This window comes from Moorena sp. SIO4A1 (genome assembly GCF_010672065.1).
In the GTDB taxonomy this organism is placed as follows: domain Bacteria; phylum Cyanobacteriota; class Cyanobacteriia; order Cyanobacteriales; family Coleofasciculaceae; genus Moorena.
The window spans coordinates 1-16,724 of the sequence record NZ_JAAHHX010000056.1 but is presented as its reverse complement, the minus strand read 5'-3'; the positions used below and the strand labels follow the sequence as shown (position 1 = coordinate 16,724).

The following is a 16,724-nucleotide window of genomic DNA, read 5'->3' as shown; positions in this document are numbered from 1 at the left end:
TGAATTATAGTGCATCATTATACTTTTAATCCTAACTTTACCAACTTAGTCTGGTGAGTTAATCTATTTAATTACCATTGCTTACAAATCCTGATTATAATAATTGTAATTTTTAATCATTCATACTTATTTGAACAAGATGAAGATGAATTCGATATTATGAAAAATAACTTAATTGACTCCCAGCTGAGTGATAGTAATCGATTGCAAAATCAGAATACTACATCATTCTTAAAATTAGTGGTCTTTAGAATAGACAGCATCAATTTCGCATTTCCGATTGAGTGTGTAAAAAAAGTAATTAATTATACAACTGTTTATAGCAGTGGACTCAATGATATTGGCATTGCCCATATCGATGATCAGGAAATTCCTATTATCGACTTGCATCGCCGGTTATTTAAATCTAGCAAAATCAGCACTTCTAACCCAGGACGCTTCCTGCTGATTGCTCAAAATACAATGGGTGAACGATTTGGTATCCCTGTACTCAAAACACCGAATTTGATAGAGGTTTCCGTGAGTGATATTCGTACCCTACCAGAGTCTTTTCGTCAAGCTGATACCCTAGGAATTGCTAGTCATGTTGCGGTGATTCCCCAAGAAAATACATCTTTGACAGTCTTTTTGCTAGATGTTAATCAATTGCTGCCTTGGGTTTCTCAAAGTGCGAAAAGGGGTTAAGCATTGAGCAATCAGCAATCAGCTATCTTTGCCCCTAGCTTGATGGGATGGGGATAGTCCCAGTGGATGAGATTTATGTTATACTTTAGATTATAAAATAGCTATCTGCCAGAATTAAAGGTTAGGGGAGAAGTCCCGCGCTCTATCCGTGCTTGATGAGCGTCGTATGGGAGAGCCTTTTTCTGGGAATTGTGCCAAAAAGTTGCTAGCATCAAAAACGCGCTTTGACGATAACCAAGTTAAAAAACCTTGTTGCCAAAAAACCAACCAAGCAGAATCATCGGTCTTAGAAATTAGGACTGCTGGTGAGGGCAGGAATATAAGACCTGGGTTTGGGGAACTAAATTTAGGCAATTCCTTGTGAAGTCCGAATCCATTGCTGTAGCGTAAGCTCAGGCTATTGTAGTTCACAGGTGTAGCTTCCACCTACGCTTTTATCTACGATCCTTAGCACTATAAGGGATAAGGGTCAAGTAGAAGCAATCGGAACAAGTATCCGACAATACCCATCTAGAGATTAAGATGTAGCATAATAAGTCTTATCTCTAGCAGTAGAACTTATGGCCAGTCCCTCTGATGTGAAACAAAACGTTTTTATTCAGTGTAGGTCGCCGGTTCGCCGATCAACCTGCCAGAATCCCCTAGCTTTAGCGATGGGGAGTCGTCAATTTCCAGCAGTACGACCTAAGAGTCTAGTCAACGGGTGCTGCTAAAGTTTAATATATGGTGTTTCCCAAAAAACTGATTAAGGGCGGCTCTAAAGTATCTAAAGTTATAGATTTACCTAAGTATGGTATACGCTCCATTCTTGCTAAAGGGGTGCAGATGGACTTCGAGTCAGGACAAAACCGTGTTCAAGTCCTCAAAGGAATAGACTGGGAAGTCAAACGTGGTGATATCCAACTTTTAATGGGACCGTCTGGCTCTGGCAAGACTACCCTTTTGTCAATATTGGCGGGATTACTGACCCCGACATTAGGAAAAGTCTATTTACTGGGTCAAGAAATTACCGGTATGTCTAGAACTAAGCTGGCAGAGTTTCGACGAGAACACATTGGCTTTATTTTCCAACACTTCAACCTATTTCCAGCTCTGACAGCAGCAGAGAATGTGGAAGTTGTGCTAAACATTAAGGGCATTCGGGGGGTCAACGCTCGACAGCAGGCAAAAACCTTATTAGAGCAGGTTGGTTTAGAGGGGAAAGGACATCTTAGACCGAGTGACTTGTCAGGGGGGCAGAAGCAACGGGTAGCGATCGCGCGGGCTTTAGCTAAAGAGCCACCCCTAATTATGGCAGATGAGCCAACGGCAGCCTTGGACTCTCACAGTGGTCATACAGTCATTGAGCTTCTGCGTCGTCTGGCTAAGGATAAAGGCTGCACAGTGCTGATGGTAACCCACGATCCTCGTATTATCGATGTAGCTGACCAAGTGTCTTATATGGAAGATGGTATGTTGAAGGTTGATGGTTGAAGGTTGATGGTTGAAGGTTGATGGTTGAAGGTTGATGGTTGAAGGTTGAAGGTTGAAAGTTGATGGTTGAAAGTTGATGCTTCACAGGTGAGTGTTAACGGTCAACCGTGAGCATGTTAGTTTCACTTCTACCTACCTACCTAATTATGATGTGAATGGGCAATTTGCCAACACGACAAATTACTGTTCACTCTAGGCATCATAATCATGTTTATGGTAAATTTCTGGCTAGCTATAGGGGTTTTGGGACTGGGTTCTATTCTGTGGGTAGAACTGGTGCGAGACTTCTATCACCTCCTGTCCCATCACTGGAAACCTCTGTATCGCTTGCATGTGTGGCATCATCGGGTCTTCCGTCAGGATTTAACTGCTGTCAGTGATACCATATATCGACAGGCGCACTGGCGTAATGATGTGCCAGAAGCCTTGGTCATGCTAATGTTAGGGTTGGTGCTATGGTGGTTGGCTTATACCTGGACACCAGATATGCATTGGGCAGCTTTGGCTGGTTCTGTGTACTCTATGGTATTTCTATTTGGTGCGATCGCTCGTGGCTATGGCATCAAGGGAGCTGATAAGTTGACTGATGGAACCCACCTTCCGGGTCCATTCCTCTGTCCTCCTTCCGGTTGGATGGTAAATCGCAGCTACCATTGGCGACATCACTTTGATAACCAAAAGGCTTACTATGGCGGCACATTGACTTTAGTAGACAAACTGATGGGGACAGCACTATCGCTCCAAGGGAAAACTATTGCAGTGACGGGAGCATCGGGAACTTTGGGACAGTCACTGTTGTACCATCTCCAGCAACGGGGAGCAAAAGTGATTGCTCTGACCTCCCAAGAACAAACTGTTACGTTAAGTGTCAATGGTGAAAGCTTGCCAGTAAAAACCTTCACTTGGCAAGTGAGTAAAGAGTCCGAACTAGCCCCACATTTGGAAAATTTGGATATTCTAATTCTCAATCACGGCATCAATGTTCATCAAGAACGGACAGCCGATGCGATCGCAAAATCCTACGAGGTCAACACATTATCAAGTTGGCGGTTGCTGGAGATGTTTTTATCCACTGTTCGGACGAACCAAGATATTGCTCGCAAGGAAGTTTGGGTTAATACTTCGGAAGCGGAAGTTAGTCCAGCGTTTAGTCCTTTGTATGAACTGAGCAAACGTACCCTAGGAGACCTAGTTACCCTCCGTCGTCTAGATGCTCCTTGTGTAGTACGTAAACTAATCCTCGGACCATTTAAAAGTAATCTCAATCCGATTGGGGTCATGTCAGCGGATTGGGTAGCCCAACAAATCCTTAATCTAGCCACTCGTGATGTGCGTAACATCATTGTGACGATTAATCCGATAACCTATTTAGCGTTTCCAGTCAAGGAATTTTTTGTCAGCCTGTACTATAGGCTGTTTAGTCATTAGTCCTTAGGAACTTGGGTTAATTATTAGTAATTAGTGGTACTACTTACTAAGGGTGGCGTAGCCATTCGCGTAGCGTGGCCGAAAGGCCAAGGTGACGTTGAATTTACGGCACCATATGACTACAGAGTTAAAGTCTTCTGGATTAACATCAGCAGGGATAAGGTACCCTTGAGTCCCACTGACCTGCTGAAGAGGACCAAGACTTTCATAATTTTCCTTACTGTAGGATTTGGGGACAGTTTGGCGGTGCAACAGCACCATTAAATCGGGTCCGTTATCGGTCTTAAAGGTTTCGTCAAACTTCAGGTAACGTTGTCCATTGTCTGTGAATAAACTTACCATGCCTTGAGTAGAATGGGCTGCTGTTACAAAATTTCCTGATCTACTTGTTGCCTGTGCCACTGTTCTAGCTGGTTCAGCAGCTGGAACAGTGGACACATCAATCTTGGTTGTCGTAGACCTAGAGGTAGAGGGTTTTGCCTGAACAGTACTCTTGATTCCCAGGTACTCCTGCTACACAACCTACGCTTAAAAAGGCAGTAGCACCAAAGATCGCTAAATAGTTAAGCTTCATCAGATTATCTATCTCGTGGAAACATTACTCTTTTTGCTATTATGTCTAGTCTTCGGTGGCATTAACCTGAGTTTTGGTTAAGAAATTTAGTGAATACTTCTCAACTCTAGCTCATTAAAAAATTTATCCATTAATATATCCCAAACTTGGTAAGTTAAGTAAATTTTAATATTTAGCTCAGGTTATATTAATATATTATCAATATTATCTAGATTAGTCACATACTATTTTATTAGTTTGGTTGAGTTTAAAATAACAAGTTATGATACAGCAATGGGTGTAATGGTGTTTCCAAATTCAAGGGGCAAATAATTGCTATAACCTTTATAATACCACACTTTTTAATGTCCTATTCCCTATTCCCTGCCCACAGCGCTATACCTGTTTTTAGACATGACAGTTCCCAAAGTGAGCTACCCAAACTCTAGGTGTTCTTCTAACAAACAAGTTTTTAGGTTACGAGCCGCAACGGTCGTGATGCTGATTCTATTTACTAGTTTTAGTGCGATCGCTTTAGCTTGGTTGACTGGTCAGGGGCAGATTACACAGCTATTTGCTCAGCTGCATGTCTGGCAAATAAACCCACCGATGTGGCTGGAAGCACCAATGGTGACTCAGCACCACTACTTATTACTGCCAACAATTATCTTAATGGTAGTTGTGCTGGGGGTCACGAAACTCTCTCCCCGTCCTCGCACTTGGTCTAGAAATTTAGTGGTGGGGATTTTGCTAGCACTATTGGGACGATATCTGCTCTGGCGAATCTTCTCTACCCTCAATTTAGTGGATCCCCTTAATGGTGTCTTTAGCCTAGGATTATTTTTACTGGAAATGTTGTTGCTAACCAGCAGTATTATCCAGCTATTTTTAATGTTAAGGGTCAAAAACCGTAGCGCTCAGGCTTCCCAGTTATCAATAGATGTGATTTCAGGAAGGTTTAATCCTTCTGTGGATATCTTCATCCCAACCTATAATGAACCCTGTTTTATTTTAAAGCGAACAATTATGGGTTGTCAAGGGATAGATTATGACAACAAAAACGTTTATTTACTAGATGATACCAAACGTCAAAATGTCAAAGATCTAGCTGCTGAATTGGGGTGTAACTATATCACTCGTCCAGATAATTCCTATGCCAAAGCGGGAAACTTAAACCATGCTATTCCAAAAACATCAGGGGATTTGATTGTATTCTTTGATGCTGATTTTGTCCCGAATAAAAATTTTCTGACTCGCACCGTAGGTTTTTTTAAAAATAGTAATGTCGGATTAGTCCAAACTCCTCAAAGCTTTTATAACCCTGACCCGATTGCCTACAATTTAGGTTTAGAAGATGTGCTACTGCCAGAAGAAGAGATATTTTATCGGCAAGTTCAGCCCATCAGGGATGGTGCTGGCGGTGTGGTTTGTTCCGGAACTTCCTTTGTTGTTAAACGTGATATTATAGAAGCGGCTGGTGGTTTTGTAACCGATTCTTTGTCTGAAGATTACTTTACTGGTATTCGGATAGCAGCAATGGGTTACCAAGTTATTTATTTAGATGAAAAACTTAGTGCTGGTTTAGCCGCAGAAAATATTGCTGCCCATGTAGCTCAACGATTGCGGTGGGCTCAAGGAACATTGCAGGCATTTTTTATTGATGCCAACCCTCTAACTATTCCGGGGTTAAAACCAATCCAAAGGCTAGCCCATTTAGATGGATTACTAAATTGGTTTACCGGTTTATCTCGCTTCGGATTCCTGTTAATGCCCCTAGCTTATTCATTTCTAGGGGTGATTCCCTTAAAAGCAACGGCTGCTGAATTGTTGTATTTCTTGCTACCTTATTATCTGATACAGCTCACAGTTTTTTCCTGGTTAAACCTTCGTTCCCGGTCAGGATTGTTGTCGGATATTTACTCATTGCCTTGGTGTGTTCCTCTGAGCTTGACAGTGATACAAGTCATGCTGAATCCCTTTGGCAAAGGATTTAAGGTCACACCCAAAGGCGTAAAACGCGATCGCTTTGTGTTTAACTCCAAGTTGGGATTGCCTTTGATTATCCTATTTATCGCTACAGCAGTTAGCCTATGGATGAATTTGAGTACTTCTGTGATGTATTGGGGAAGTGGGATATCAGCTACTGACGCTCAGATGATTCAAGGTCTGAGTCTAGGTTGGATTTGGAGTATCTATAACCTGATCATGTTGGGTATTGCTTTATTGATTGTAGTGGATGTCCCCAATCGGGACCTTTACCAGTGGTTCAAGTTGCGCCGAGTGGTGCGGCTTGAGATCTCAAATCAGACTGTCTGGGGTATGACCACCAAGATTTCAGAAGTTGGTGCTCAAGTGGCTTTGACCGAGGTGGCTGATTTACGATTAGATAGCCCAAACACTGCCACTGAACCGTTGCCAGTGGAACTAGAGATGATCGAGGAAAAGCTAGAGTTGTCAGGAGTAGTTACTGAAATTGACAACAGTGGTGAAGAAGCTAGTCTACGAATTATGTTTGACCCATTAACTCTCCAAGAGCATCGCACTTTGGTAGAGATACTCTTTTGCCGTCCGGGTCGATGGCAGCGACGGGAAACTCCATCAGAAATGCGATCGCTTTTACTGTTGTTTAAGATTTTGCTGAAACCGCGATTACTATTTGATCGCCAGGGTAGGAGTTGAGAAACTCTATTGATCTAAATCACTAGCAACAATTCGATAAATCCTTCCCAGTTAAGCTCTTTGCCTCCAATTCGCTGTTGCAAAAAGGTCACTTCATCTTCTGAAAGAGGAGGCTGATCCACACTGGCTAACACTACATTCATTTCATCTAGCTCAACCACTCCATTCTTATTCTTATCAATGGGAATAAAGTATGTGGCAAACTCATTAAGTCTCGACATCAGACGACGGTGGCGCAGCAACAATTCCCCAAATTCCTCGAAGTCTATTTCTCCGCTGTTATCGACATCCATGCTGGAAAAGACAAAGTTCAGTTCATCATCACTGATGCTATGCCCCGCTTGCTGGAAGTGATAGCTAAGTTCTGTCAAAGACAAGCTGCCGCTTTGATCCCGGTCGATAGCATCAAAGATATAACGCAGGTCACCTTTGAGTTCTTGGGGTGCTTTGTCAAATAATACCTTGTGATGCTGCCCAACCATGGCTCCTTGCAACTGCCGACGGAAGGCCGAAATCACTTCCTTGGCTGTGAGGTAGCGGAATCGATGCTCTTCGGGACTAGCAATGGAGTAGGGTGCAACAGGCACCAAGGAAGAAAGCGATCGCTGTAAGATTACGAAGCAGGCATAAGTACCCAGATGAAAGGACATCGCCAAAATCGGTAGTTTCAAGGGTGTCATTACCAGAGTCAGCAGCCAGCCAATCAGAGCTGCCCCAAAGGCTCCACCACTTGCAAACAAAAGGCTTCGTCGATTAGGGGTATAGAAAATGCCTCCAATAGCAATTGCGGTTAATGCTGAGTTGTATCCCCACAGTCCAGCGTACAGCACATTCAGATTTACCCCCAGTACAATGCCAGTGACCAAACCAATCACCGACCCTAGAACCGCAACCAGGGCTCCCATTGGGCTACACAAGGCTAAAGCAATTATAATTAACAAGGCAGATACTAAGCTGCCTGAAAAAAAGATTTGACCAATTCCGGTGATTAGGCCGGATAAAACGCTTACCCCATCTAGGGATTCAGCTGGGTTAGGGAAGGGCGGTGGTGCCCCTAATTCAAAGAAGGGTTGCGGAACGTAGAGGGCTATTACCAGAAAGCTGTAGGTAACAATGTGAAATGGCACTCCCATAGAGGGCAGCCCTAAATACACGGCCATCCATAGCCCGATATACTGCATCAATACTGTGCTCAGGGCTGCACAAATGATAACCGCCAGTACCCAAAGCAAGTTTCCAGTACCATTGCCCCAAGTGCCAAACGTTCCTAAAGCTAGCCCCACTAAGGCTCCGTTCAAACCAAAAATGCCATTGCGAATACTGGGGCGATCGAGACCCATCAAATAGGCGGTCCATGTAGCCACAACAACTCCGACAACTAGCATCAAGGCTACCCAGGGCGACTGAATAAAAACCGCAAGAGTAATGAGTAGTCCAGTGATAGGATTATTGGCAAACCCTACTTGACCGATACCCCGTAAACTAGCATTGATAAAATCTAACAGCGGACGCCGCTCCCAGGCTTGGTTGAGGTCTTGCAGAGTTCCCATGATGGGCAAGGGATGCCGATGAGACGTTTTCTCTGATTTCAATAAACGAGATAACAGCTCATGGAGCGGCAAAGGTTGAGGTTTATCTTGAGAAATTTCAGATGTTTGAGACATGGTAAATTGATGCTTTTGTTGGGTGAGATCGACTCCTGTGCGGCTATTTCTTGAACAGGGCTCAAACCTTAAGGATGTGGTTTTTACTCAGGACTGAATTGCTCTAAATCAGTTCATAAAACAGTTTGAGGAAACGATCGGTATCCACATCTAAACAGGCTTCTACATTGGGAGGATAGGCGGCTTCATCCCGACGATCACGCAGATCGGCCAGGGACATATCAGAGGTAAATTTTCCTTCAGTTTCTACCACCATATACACCGATTCTGTAGAAACCAGGTTCGGATCAATGGCAACACCGACAGCTAATGGGTCATGCAGGTAGCAGCCGTGGAAACCTTCGTTTTCTCTATAGAATGCCATATAAATGCCTGTGCAATCGGCAATGAACTGAGCCACTGCTGACGGATGTTTCTGAGCGTAATTCTCTACATCTTTCCGGGGAAGGGGTGCCTTCATGGCCACATCCAAAGCTACTAGGGTCAGGGGAATGCCTGATTCCATAACCATTTGAGCCGCATCAGGATCCACAAAGAAGTTAAACTCGGCAGCAGCTGAAATGTTGCCCGGAACCTTCACGGCTCCACCCATGATCACGATGCGGCCTACCTTTTGCAGGGTGGTGCGATCGCGCTGCAGAGCCGTTGCAATATTGGTCAATGGTCCTAGAGGCACAATGGTCAAGTCGCTGCCATATTCCTGGGCGGCTTTGAGCAATACATCAACAGCATCTTCTGAAGAAGGCTCCATGGTAAGTTGGGGATACTTGGGCTGCCATCAGCATTTTTAAACTGATGCAGTTCTCCCAGTCCATCGGAGCCATGAATACCTGCAGCATTGAAGGGAGGACGAACCAGAGGTTTTTCACAGCCTTTTGCCACTAGGGGAGGCTGGTTTGGTTGAACAATGTCAATCACCCGCAACACATTATTAGCAGCTTGATGAAATCAATATTGCCAGCTAACACGGTGACTGATTTGAGCTCAATTTGTTCACAATTCAGAGCCATGATAATCGCGAGAGCATCATCAACACCCCCATCAGTACCCCCATCAGTATCGATAAATGGGACGGGCTTGGGAATTAAGCATTGTGTTCTCCTTACATTGCTAACGATGCCAGCTCATCCATCGATACCATACCATCTTTATCGACATCCAAAACCTCAAACATCAGGCTGATTAATCCTTTCTGGGTGCGGCCTGTCCGTTCTGCCAATGCTGCCCGTAGTTCTGGCGGGGAAATATAGCCATCCTGATTTTGATCGAGAAAGGCAAAGGCATTTTTGACACCCTGTTTCAGCTCTTCTCTGGTGATTTGCCCATCGCCATCGGCGTCCCATTCCTCATAATTAATTAGGACTCTCCAGGCATCTTTCATACAGCTTTCTACGATCAAGTTTTGGCCTGGAAGACATTGCTCCAAAGGTGGAACACCTCCATTTGCGTTGACATAATCTACCAACGGTTTGATTTGATCGAGCCCCCTCAGCAAGAATTGGACAATACTGAGGGTGTAAATCTTTTGGGGGTCAAATGGGGCGTGGTTAATGCTGACAATTTTCAGACTGGGGTAGTCTTCAACTACTACATCAAGATCGGCATGGAGAAAATTGGAGGCTTCCCGCTCGGGCGTGCCGCGAGTTTCGGCGATCGCCTCTTGTAAGATGTAGCCAGGCACCTGAATCAAGGCCATTTCGGTATCCAATGGCATCTCTTCCAACAAATCCCTATATGTGAACGATTCTCCCTTCTCATAGTCTCGCTTACCCCGAAAGGATCCTCCCTGGATCATAACTATATCGACATTTTTAAAGCTTTTCTTGATATAAGAACATAGGGTTGAGGCCACTTTTTCGGGTTGGAATCGCATCCGTTTAGAGGACATGGGTTCTTTCACCTCAAAAATTTCCACATCCATCAGGGAACCTAGAAAATTTTGGGTACTTTCTACAAACTTTTGGACCTTGGGATCGGCATCAAAATGGCTGGCTGGCAACAGATGAACAGCACTATGCCACTGCTCGGAAGCATCCCACCAGACATCAACAACAACCACATTAGTAGCATCAGCACCAGCCTTAACAATCAGGCTCCGCTCAATTTTATCAATATAAATCTCATGCTCGTGCCCCCCAACAATTACAGGAACCTTACCACTAAGTTGGTCATCTTTCTGGATCCCCGTGGCTAGTTCCCGATCTTCGGCAATGGTCTGATGGGTCATCGGAATCAGCATGGTTGCGTCATTGGAACACTTAGACCAGGTTTCTTTTAACGCATCAAAGATGGGTTGAATGGTTAGGTTCGCCCCGGGTCGGAAAGTATTGATCTTACTAGTGCAAAATCCAGCAAAAGCAACTCTACGAGAACCTACTTCAACAATGTCATATTTCGGAAGCAGCTGACCACTGGCATCCACAATTGGCAAGTCCAAGATGTTGCTATTTAAGCATTTCCCTTCGTAGGTTTTAAAACGCTCACCTAGGACATCCACGCTGACATCGAATTCATGGTTGCCCAAGCAAATATAATCAATGTTGACTACCTTGAGCACGTCCAGCATGGCTTTACCGCCATCAAGGGAGGTAATTAAACAAGGAGAGAGAAAGTCCCCGCTGAGGCAGGCAATCACGATGGCATCTTCCGATGTTTCCTTCAGGGATTTAATCACTGTTTCCACGTAGGGATAATTCTTGATGTCGTAAACATCATTGATCGAAATGATTCTGAGATAGTTGCCCACCGCCTCTCGGGGTTTGGGCAGATACAATCGAGGAGTTGTCATTACAGGAAGTAATTTTTAGGAATATTTCAGTAATTTGATATAGAAAGAGGATAAACAAAGAGATAACCAAAAAATATAATTAAAATAGTTTCTTAAGAATTACACTGATGCCAGTGACGGCGTTACTGAATACACAGATGCATCCGGAGCAGGCACCGTAACATCCCAAGACTTGAGGTTTGGTCGTGATTTGGGACTACCTGTAGTCTAGAAATACTTATTTTTTTTACGTGCCTGTCCGGCTTATTCCCACCTGAGTTTTTTAAAAAAACTTAAAAATAATTACAATTAAAATTTGGTAACTACAATAACTAAATTTCCCTGGTCTGAAGTTCCCGACAACTGCAGCGAAGTCTACTGTAATTACCCATTAGCAGCCGACGGATAGGATAGCCATCCGTGTCGAAATTATGATAATTTTTGATTTGATCGGAAGTTCCCTACTCCCTACTCCCTACTCCCTACTCCCTACTCCCTGTTCCCTTTGCTAGATAACTAATCTAGCTGCATAAGTAATCTAACCAACTTGATCTAAAATGCAAGCAAGCTTAAGCAGCGGAAGCTCATGTCAGCTGATCGCGTGAGGCCGTTGTCTATCTAAAAAACAAGACCAAGAAAAAACTTATGCCTAAATGGAGTTCTCTGGTACTAGCCACTCTAGTATTAGTTGCACCCTTAACAGCCTGTGAAGGAGGTGGGACAAGCGCTACACAAAGCCGCTTAAATATAGTCAAGAGCCGTGGCAAGCTGATTTGTGGTGTTGACGGTGGCATTCCCGGATTTAGCTTTGTGGATGGGAGCGGAAACTACTCCGGGCTAGATGTGGATGTGTGTAAAGCAGTTGCTGCTGCTTTGTTTGATGACCCAGCAGCAGTAGAGTACCGTAACCTTGACTCCACGGAGCGATTTACCGCCGTCAAGACTGGTGAAGTGGATATGCTCTCGCGCAATACCACTTGGACTCTTAGCCGAGATAGCTCTACCAATAACTTAGAATTTGCCCCTACTACCTTTTATGATGGTCAGGGCATGATGGTGCGCAAAAACAGTGGGATTAAAACACTGAAAGATTTTCAAGGCAAATCCGTCTGTGTGGAAACTGGAACTACTACTGAGTTGAATTTAACCGACAAGATGCGGGAAGCAGGTGTTGAATTTGAGCCAGTGGTGTTTCAGAAAGCAGACCTTGCCTATACTGCCTATGACGAAGGACGTTGTGACGGCATGACTTCTGATAAATCCCAACTACTTGCCAAACGCAGCACTCTGCCTAAGCCTGAGGATCATATACTTCTAGATGTTACCATGTCCAAGGAACCCTTGGGACCAGTAACTGTTAATAATGACTCCGCTTGGTTTGATGTCGTTAAGTGGGTGACTTTCGCCTTGATTGAAGCAGAAGAGTTAGGCATTACTAAGGCGAATGTGGCACAAATGAGCAACAGTCCTAACCCGACTGTCAAACGCTTCCTGGGTGTTGAAGGTGACTTAGGCAAAGATCTCGGTTTAGAAAACGATTTTGCAGCGCGAGTGATTAAGCACGTGGGTAACTACGGCGAAGTCTATGACCGGAACTTGGGTAAAAGTTCTCAGTTCAAACTCAATCGGGGTCTGAATGACCTCTGGACTCGTGGGGGTATTTTGTATTCTCCACCCTTCCGTTAAGGGATTGTTAACTGTTTCAGGTTGAAGGTTGAAGGTTGGGGGTTGAAGGTTGAAGGTTGAAGGTTGAAGGTTGGAGGTTGAAGGTTCAAGGTTGGAGGTTGGTTGGTTGTTCGCCTTTGGCGTTCGAGAAGGGTAGGTTGAAGGTTGACTGTTGACTGTTAACGGTAAACCTAAAACGTGACATACTCCCGACGTTGCCCTAACGGGACAACGCGGGCTTCTTACCAACTCCACCCACTGGTTCGGATACTCGGTAAGCTTTATTAACGACACGGGATGCCCCTCCGCGCCGGAACAATACAATGAGTTCTGTCTCCAAAGTACTGCTGGAATTTTACCCACCCACAGACAGCTTAAATTGCTTTTTCTGAGTGGAACCCCATATTCCAGGTTGTTAAGGTTCGATAACGTAGGTGGCGGTTAGCTCTTAATTTGACTTGACCTACTATGTTAATTATAGACGCTGGTCAAAAATTAAAGTTCCAAATTGACAATTGAGCAGAGCGACCTTGTCGGGCTATCATCCCGACGCTAAAGAGCGAGATTATAGCGCGGGGCTTCTCGCGAGCCAGCTAAGATGATGTTTGAGAAGTACCAAATGTTTGCCATGAGCCACGATTATCCCCCAAATCTGGGATACTTTGAGCCAAATTACCCCCAAATTTGGGGGGCTAGGGAGCGGTTTCGAGTAGCATCCAACACTTTGAAAACTGCCTCTAAAACCTAAAATCTGTAACCTAAAACCTTTAACCTTTAACCAACCTACAACCTCCAACATTCAACCAACCAACCTTCAACCTTCAACCAACCAACCTTCAACCTTCAACCAACCAACCTTCAACATTCAACCAACCAACCTTCAACATTCAACCAACCAACCTTCAACCTTCAACCAACCAACCTTCAACCTTCAACCAACCAACCTTAAACCTTCAACCAACCAACCTGTAACCTGCAACCAAAACAACTAACTAATGACAAGCAATATAGGTCAAAAGCCTCCTTTGTGGCGAGATGACCGATTTTGGCGCATTGCCATACAAGTCCTATTTGTGCTAGTGGTGATTGCGGTCGTGGCATGGCTAGGCAGCAACTTAAGCCGAAATATTCAGCAACAAGCGATTAAATTGGGGTTTGATTTTCTGCAAGATGAAGCCAAATTTGGCATTGGCGATACCCCCATTCCCTACAAAGCCACTGACCCCTATAGCTATGCTTTATTGATCGGACTGGCTAATTCATTGCGGGTGATGGTGTTTGGGATTATCCTGACAACTATTGTTGGTATTACCGCCGGGATAGCTAGTTTTTCTGACAATTGGCTAGTGAGTAAGCTGAGTCTGCTTTATGTGGAAGTGGTGCGCAATACACCACTGCTGCTGCAATTGCTATTTTGGTACTTTGGGGTTTTCTTTCAACTCCCAAAACTGTCGGAAAAAATTCAGTTACCTGGGTCGATATTTTTGAGCAAGCGGGGAATTTATATTCCTTGGCCTCCCTTCACCACCCAGCTGTTTCTGTGGTTGGTGGTTTTGCTAGTCAGTGCGATCGCAGCAGTTTTAATCTGGCAGTGGCGCACTAAACTGATGGTAGAACAAGCACAATCCGGTCAGCCGCAGTTAATTGCTTTAATTGCGATCGCAATTGCTGCTGTCTTAATTATCATCATCGGTTTTGGTTGGCAAAGACCCCAAGTTCTCGACACAGGTAATATTGAAGGCGGACTCCGGCTAACTATTGAGTTCTTTGCCTTACTAGCTGGTCTAGTCTTTTACACAGGTGCATTTATCGCCGAAATTGTCCGAGCTGGAATACAGTCAGTACAGAAAGGACAGTGGGAAGCAGCAAGATCCTTGGGACTTAAGTCAGGCTTAGCTATGCGGTTAGTTATTTTTCCCCAAGCCTTGCGGGTGATTATCCCTTCCCTAAACAGCCAGTATATGAACCTCGCCAAAAACTCCAGTTTAGCATCTGCGATTGGCTACCCAGATATCTACTCCATTGCTCAAACCACCTTCAACCAAGCCGGTCATGAAATAGAAATAATCGTGGTGATCATACCCCTGACCTATCTAACCATTAACCTGATCATTTCTTTCGTGATGAATCTGTTGAATCGGACAGTTCAATTGCAGGAAAGATAATTGGTTAACTTAATTGGTTAACTTAATTGGTTAACTGTTGACTTATAACTAGATAATGACTACTGTTAATTCTCAACCTCCTGAACTAGCACCACCCCCTGAACTACAGGTTAATCCAATTACCTGGATAAAGAAAAATTTATTTAGTAATTGGTATAATAGCCTATTAACGGTTAGTGTTTTATGGTTTCTATTCGTAACCGTTAAAGGCTTGATAACATGGGCAACCACTGAAGCCCAGTGGGATGTTATTAAAGATAACTTTCGTCTGTTTTTTGTAGGAACCTATCCCGCCACCGAAAACTGGCGTCCATGGTTGATTCTGGGGATTATTGTATTCCTATCCGGGATAACGTGGGGAGTTTTAGCAAGAAATGTTATCACTCTATTTAGTCGCAATGTGTTAATAGCTCTAGTGATCAGTGGTGCTATCTTAGTGCTATTTCCAGTAGCAATTCCCTATCGCTTATTGCTTTTAGGAATAGTAGTCTTACTGGTAGCTAGTGCTTGGGGAGGGCAACAGGTTGCTAAAACTCAACCGAAATTGGGTAATTGGTTACCTTTAGCTTGGTTTATTGCTTTATTAATCTTCCTGTGGCTTCTCGGAGGAGGACTCGGACTAAAACAGGTATCCACTAATCAATGGGGTGGGTTACTGCTGAATGTCTTAGCCGCAGTTGTCAGTATTTTAATCTGTTTTCCCCTAGGTGTATTACTAGCCCTAGGACGACAAAGTACCTTACCAGTTGTGCGCGGCTTCTCTATCCTTTACATTGAACTAATCCGAGGATTACCGCTGATTGCGATTTTGTTCATAGGACAAGTAATTATTCCACTATTTCTACCATCAGGAATGCGACCAGACCGGGTGTTACGGGCAATAATCGGTCTGACTTTATTTAGTGCTGCTTACCTAGCTGAAAATGTGCGAGGAGGACTGCAATCCATACCTACGGGTCAAATCGAAGCTGCCAAAGCATTGGGTTTAAATACTCCCCTATCCGTAGGGCTGATTGTATTACCTCAAGCACTCAAAGCTGTTATTCCTGCCATTGTCGGTCAGTTTATTAGTCTGTTTCAAGACACCACTCTCCTATTTGTTGTAGGTCTAGTGGAGTTGCTTGGTATCGGTGATTCTATCTTCGCCCAAGCCAAATTTGAAACCCCCTATCAAGAAGTTTATCTATTCGACGGAGTCCTATTCTGGTTATTTTGTTACGCCATGTCCACAGCCAGCCGACGTCTGGAAAAACAATTGAATGTAGACCATTGAATGTAGATTATAGCAATTATCATAGCTATGAGGTACACAATTTCTGGATTTTAGGGAACAGGGAATAGGGAATAGGGAATAGGGAATAGGGAATAGCCCTGCGCTGCATGAAGACAGGGAATCAACGTCAAAGAATAAAATACCTCATAACTGCGATAAACGCTATATAACCTTAAACCTGTAACCTTAGAGGTTGTCTGAGAAGTATCATTTGCTACATCCAAGCCCCCTAAATCCCCCAATTTTGATACGGCTGGCGAAATTAATATTTGTTTACAAAAGGATGAGCAGATGTGGAAAAGATCCTTTGTTCGTAGTTGGTTTGGGAGTTACAGTTGAAACAATTGTATCAGTTATCAAACTGAGGAGTTGC

General features: G+C 44.0%; 13 protein-coding genes. 7 read left to right on the top strand and 6 right to left on the bottom strand.

What is annotated here, in order from left to right:
- The first annotated feature begins 159 nt into the window (after positions 1-159).
- The 3 genes from F6K53_RS27280 to F6K53_RS27270 all read left to right on the top strand — a co-directional run bounded on the left by F6K53_RS27280 (position 160) and on the right by F6K53_RS27270 (position 3,585).
- Positions 160-684 carry a chemotaxis protein CheW gene (locus tag F6K53_RS27280; protein ID WP_293026312.1) on the top strand — a complete coding sequence of 175 codons (525 nt, stop codon included), beginning with the start codon at positions 160-162 and terminating at the stop codon, positions 682-684.
- Positions 685-1,407: 723 nt separating this feature from the next.
- Positions 1,408-2,157 carry an ABC transporter ATP-binding protein gene (locus tag F6K53_RS27275; RefSeq protein ID WP_364303754.1) on the top strand — a complete coding sequence of 250 codons (750 nt, stop codon included), beginning with the start codon at positions 1,408-1,410 and terminating at the stop codon, positions 2,155-2,157.
- A 213-nt stretch (positions 2,158-2,370) separates the two neighbouring features.
- On the top strand, positions 2,371-3,585 hold the full coding sequence (locus tag F6K53_RS27270) for a bifunctional sterol desaturase/short chain dehydrogenase (protein ID WP_293026342.1): 1,215 nt from the start codon (positions 2,371-2,373) through the stop codon (positions 3,583-3,585).
- A 39-nt stretch (positions 3,586-3,624) separates the two neighbouring features.
- On the opposite strand, the gene F6K53_RS27265 is transcribed toward F6K53_RS27270, so the two are convergent.
- The gene (locus tag F6K53_RS27265) at positions 3,625-4,023 is read right to left on the bottom strand and encodes a DM13 domain-containing protein (RefSeq protein ID WP_293026314.1); all 399 of its coding nucleotides are present in this window, start codon (positions 4,021-4,023) and stop codon (positions 3,625-3,627) included.
- Positions 4,024-4,636: 613 nt separating this feature from the next.
- Between F6K53_RS27265 and F6K53_RS27260 the strand changes: the two genes are divergently transcribed.
- Positions 4,637-6,817 carry a glycosyltransferase gene (locus F6K53_RS27260; protein WP_293082805.1) on the top strand — a complete coding sequence of 727 codons (2,181 nt, stop codon included), beginning with the start codon at positions 4,637-4,639 and terminating at the stop codon, positions 6,815-6,817.
- 14 nt (positions 6,818-6,831) lie between these two features.
- Here the strand turns inward: F6K53_RS27260 and F6K53_RS27255 are convergent, their stop codons facing one another.
- From F6K53_RS27255 to F6K53_RS27240, 4 genes are all read right to left on the bottom strand, one after another.
- Positions 6,832-8,481: an urea transporter gene (locus tag F6K53_RS27255; RefSeq protein ID WP_293026316.1), complete on the bottom strand. Its 1,650-nt coding sequence runs from the start codon at positions 8,479-8,481 to the stop codon at positions 6,832-6,834.
- Between the two features lie 103 nt (positions 8,482-8,584).
- The gene (locus F6K53_RS27250) at positions 8,585-9,232 is read right to left on the bottom strand and encodes a nucleoside hydrolase (RefSeq protein ID WP_293082802.1); all 648 of its coding nucleotides are present in this window, start codon (positions 9,230-9,232) and stop codon (positions 8,585-8,587) included.
- On the bottom strand, positions 9,163-9,399 hold the full coding sequence (locus tag F6K53_RS27245) for a hypothetical protein (RefSeq protein ID WP_293082800.1): 237 nt from the start codon (positions 9,397-9,399) through the stop codon (positions 9,163-9,165). Before F6K53_RS27245 ends, F6K53_RS27250 begins: the two co-directional genes overlap by 70 nt.
- A gap of 184 nt (positions 9,400-9,583) precedes the next feature.
- Positions 9,584-11,269, bottom strand: a complete 1,686-nt coding sequence (locus F6K53_RS27240; RefSeq protein ID WP_293070644.1) for an EF-hand domain-containing protein — start codon at positions 11,267-11,269, stop codon at positions 9,584-9,586.
- 624 nt (positions 11,270-11,893) lie between these two features.
- Here F6K53_RS27240 and F6K53_RS27235 point away from each other — a divergent pair.
- The 3 genes from F6K53_RS27235 to F6K53_RS27225 all read left to right on the top strand — a co-directional run bounded on the left by F6K53_RS27235 (position 11,894) and on the right by F6K53_RS27225 (position 16,351).
- The gene (locus tag F6K53_RS27235; protein ID WP_293026338.1) at positions 11,894-12,934 is read left to right on the top strand and encodes an amino acid ABC transporter substrate-binding protein; all 1,041 of its coding nucleotides are present in this window, start codon (positions 11,894-11,896) and stop codon (positions 12,932-12,934) included.
- Positions 12,935-13,908: 974 nt separating this feature from the next.
- Complete coding sequence (locus tag F6K53_RS27230) at positions 13,909-15,078, top strand: ABC transporter permease subunit (protein WP_293082796.1); 1,170 nt, start codon at positions 13,909-13,911, stop codon at positions 15,076-15,078.
- Between the two features lie 55 nt (positions 15,079-15,133).
- Entirely contained in the window at positions 15,134-16,351 is a 1,218-nt protein-coding gene (locus F6K53_RS27225) for an amino acid ABC transporter permease (protein WP_293070648.1), read from the top strand.
- 50 nt (positions 16,352-16,401) lie between these two features.
- Here F6K53_RS27225 and F6K53_RS27220 read toward each other — a convergent pair whose 3' ends face one another.
- Positions 16,402-16,575, bottom strand: a complete 174-nt coding sequence (locus F6K53_RS27220; protein WP_293070650.1) for a hypothetical protein — start codon at positions 16,573-16,575, stop codon at positions 16,402-16,404.
- Positions 16,576-16,724 lie beyond the last annotated feature (149 nt).

Coding starts and splice junctions, on each gene's coding strand:
- F6K53_RS27225 (WP_293070648.1), top strand. CDS start 15,134: ATGACTACTGTTAATTCTCAACCTCCTGAACTAGCACCACCCCCTGAA.
- F6K53_RS27275 (WP_364303754.1), top strand. CDS start 1,408: ATGGTGTTTCCCAAAAAACTGATTAAGGGCGGCTCTAAAGTATCTAAA.
- F6K53_RS27235 (WP_293026338.1), top strand. CDS start 11,894: ATGCCTAAATGGAGTTCTCTGGTACTAGCCACTCTAGTATTAGTTGCA.
- F6K53_RS27240 (WP_293070644.1), bottom strand. CDS start 11,269: ATGACAACTCCTCGATTGTATCTGCCCAAACCCCGAGAGGCGGTGGGC.
- F6K53_RS27255 (WP_293026316.1), bottom strand. CDS start 8,481: ATGTCTCAAACATCTGAAATTTCTCAAGATAAACCTCAACCTTTGCCG.
- F6K53_RS27230 (WP_293082796.1), top strand. CDS start 13,909: ATGACAAGCAATATAGGTCAAAAGCCTCCTTTGTGGCGAGATGACCGA.
- F6K53_RS27250 (WP_293082802.1), bottom strand. CDS start 9,232: ATGGAGCCTTCTTCAGAAGATGCTGTTGATGTATTGCTCAAAGCCGCC.
- F6K53_RS27280 (WP_293026312.1), top strand. CDS start 160: ATGAAAAATAACTTAATTGACTCCCAGCTGAGTGATAGTAATCGATTG.
- F6K53_RS27260 (WP_293082805.1), top strand. CDS start 4,637: ATGCTGATTCTATTTACTAGTTTTAGTGCGATCGCTTTAGCTTGGTTG.
- F6K53_RS27270 (WP_293026342.1), top strand. CDS start 2,371: ATGGTAAATTTCTGGCTAGCTATAGGGGTTTTGGGACTGGGTTCTATT.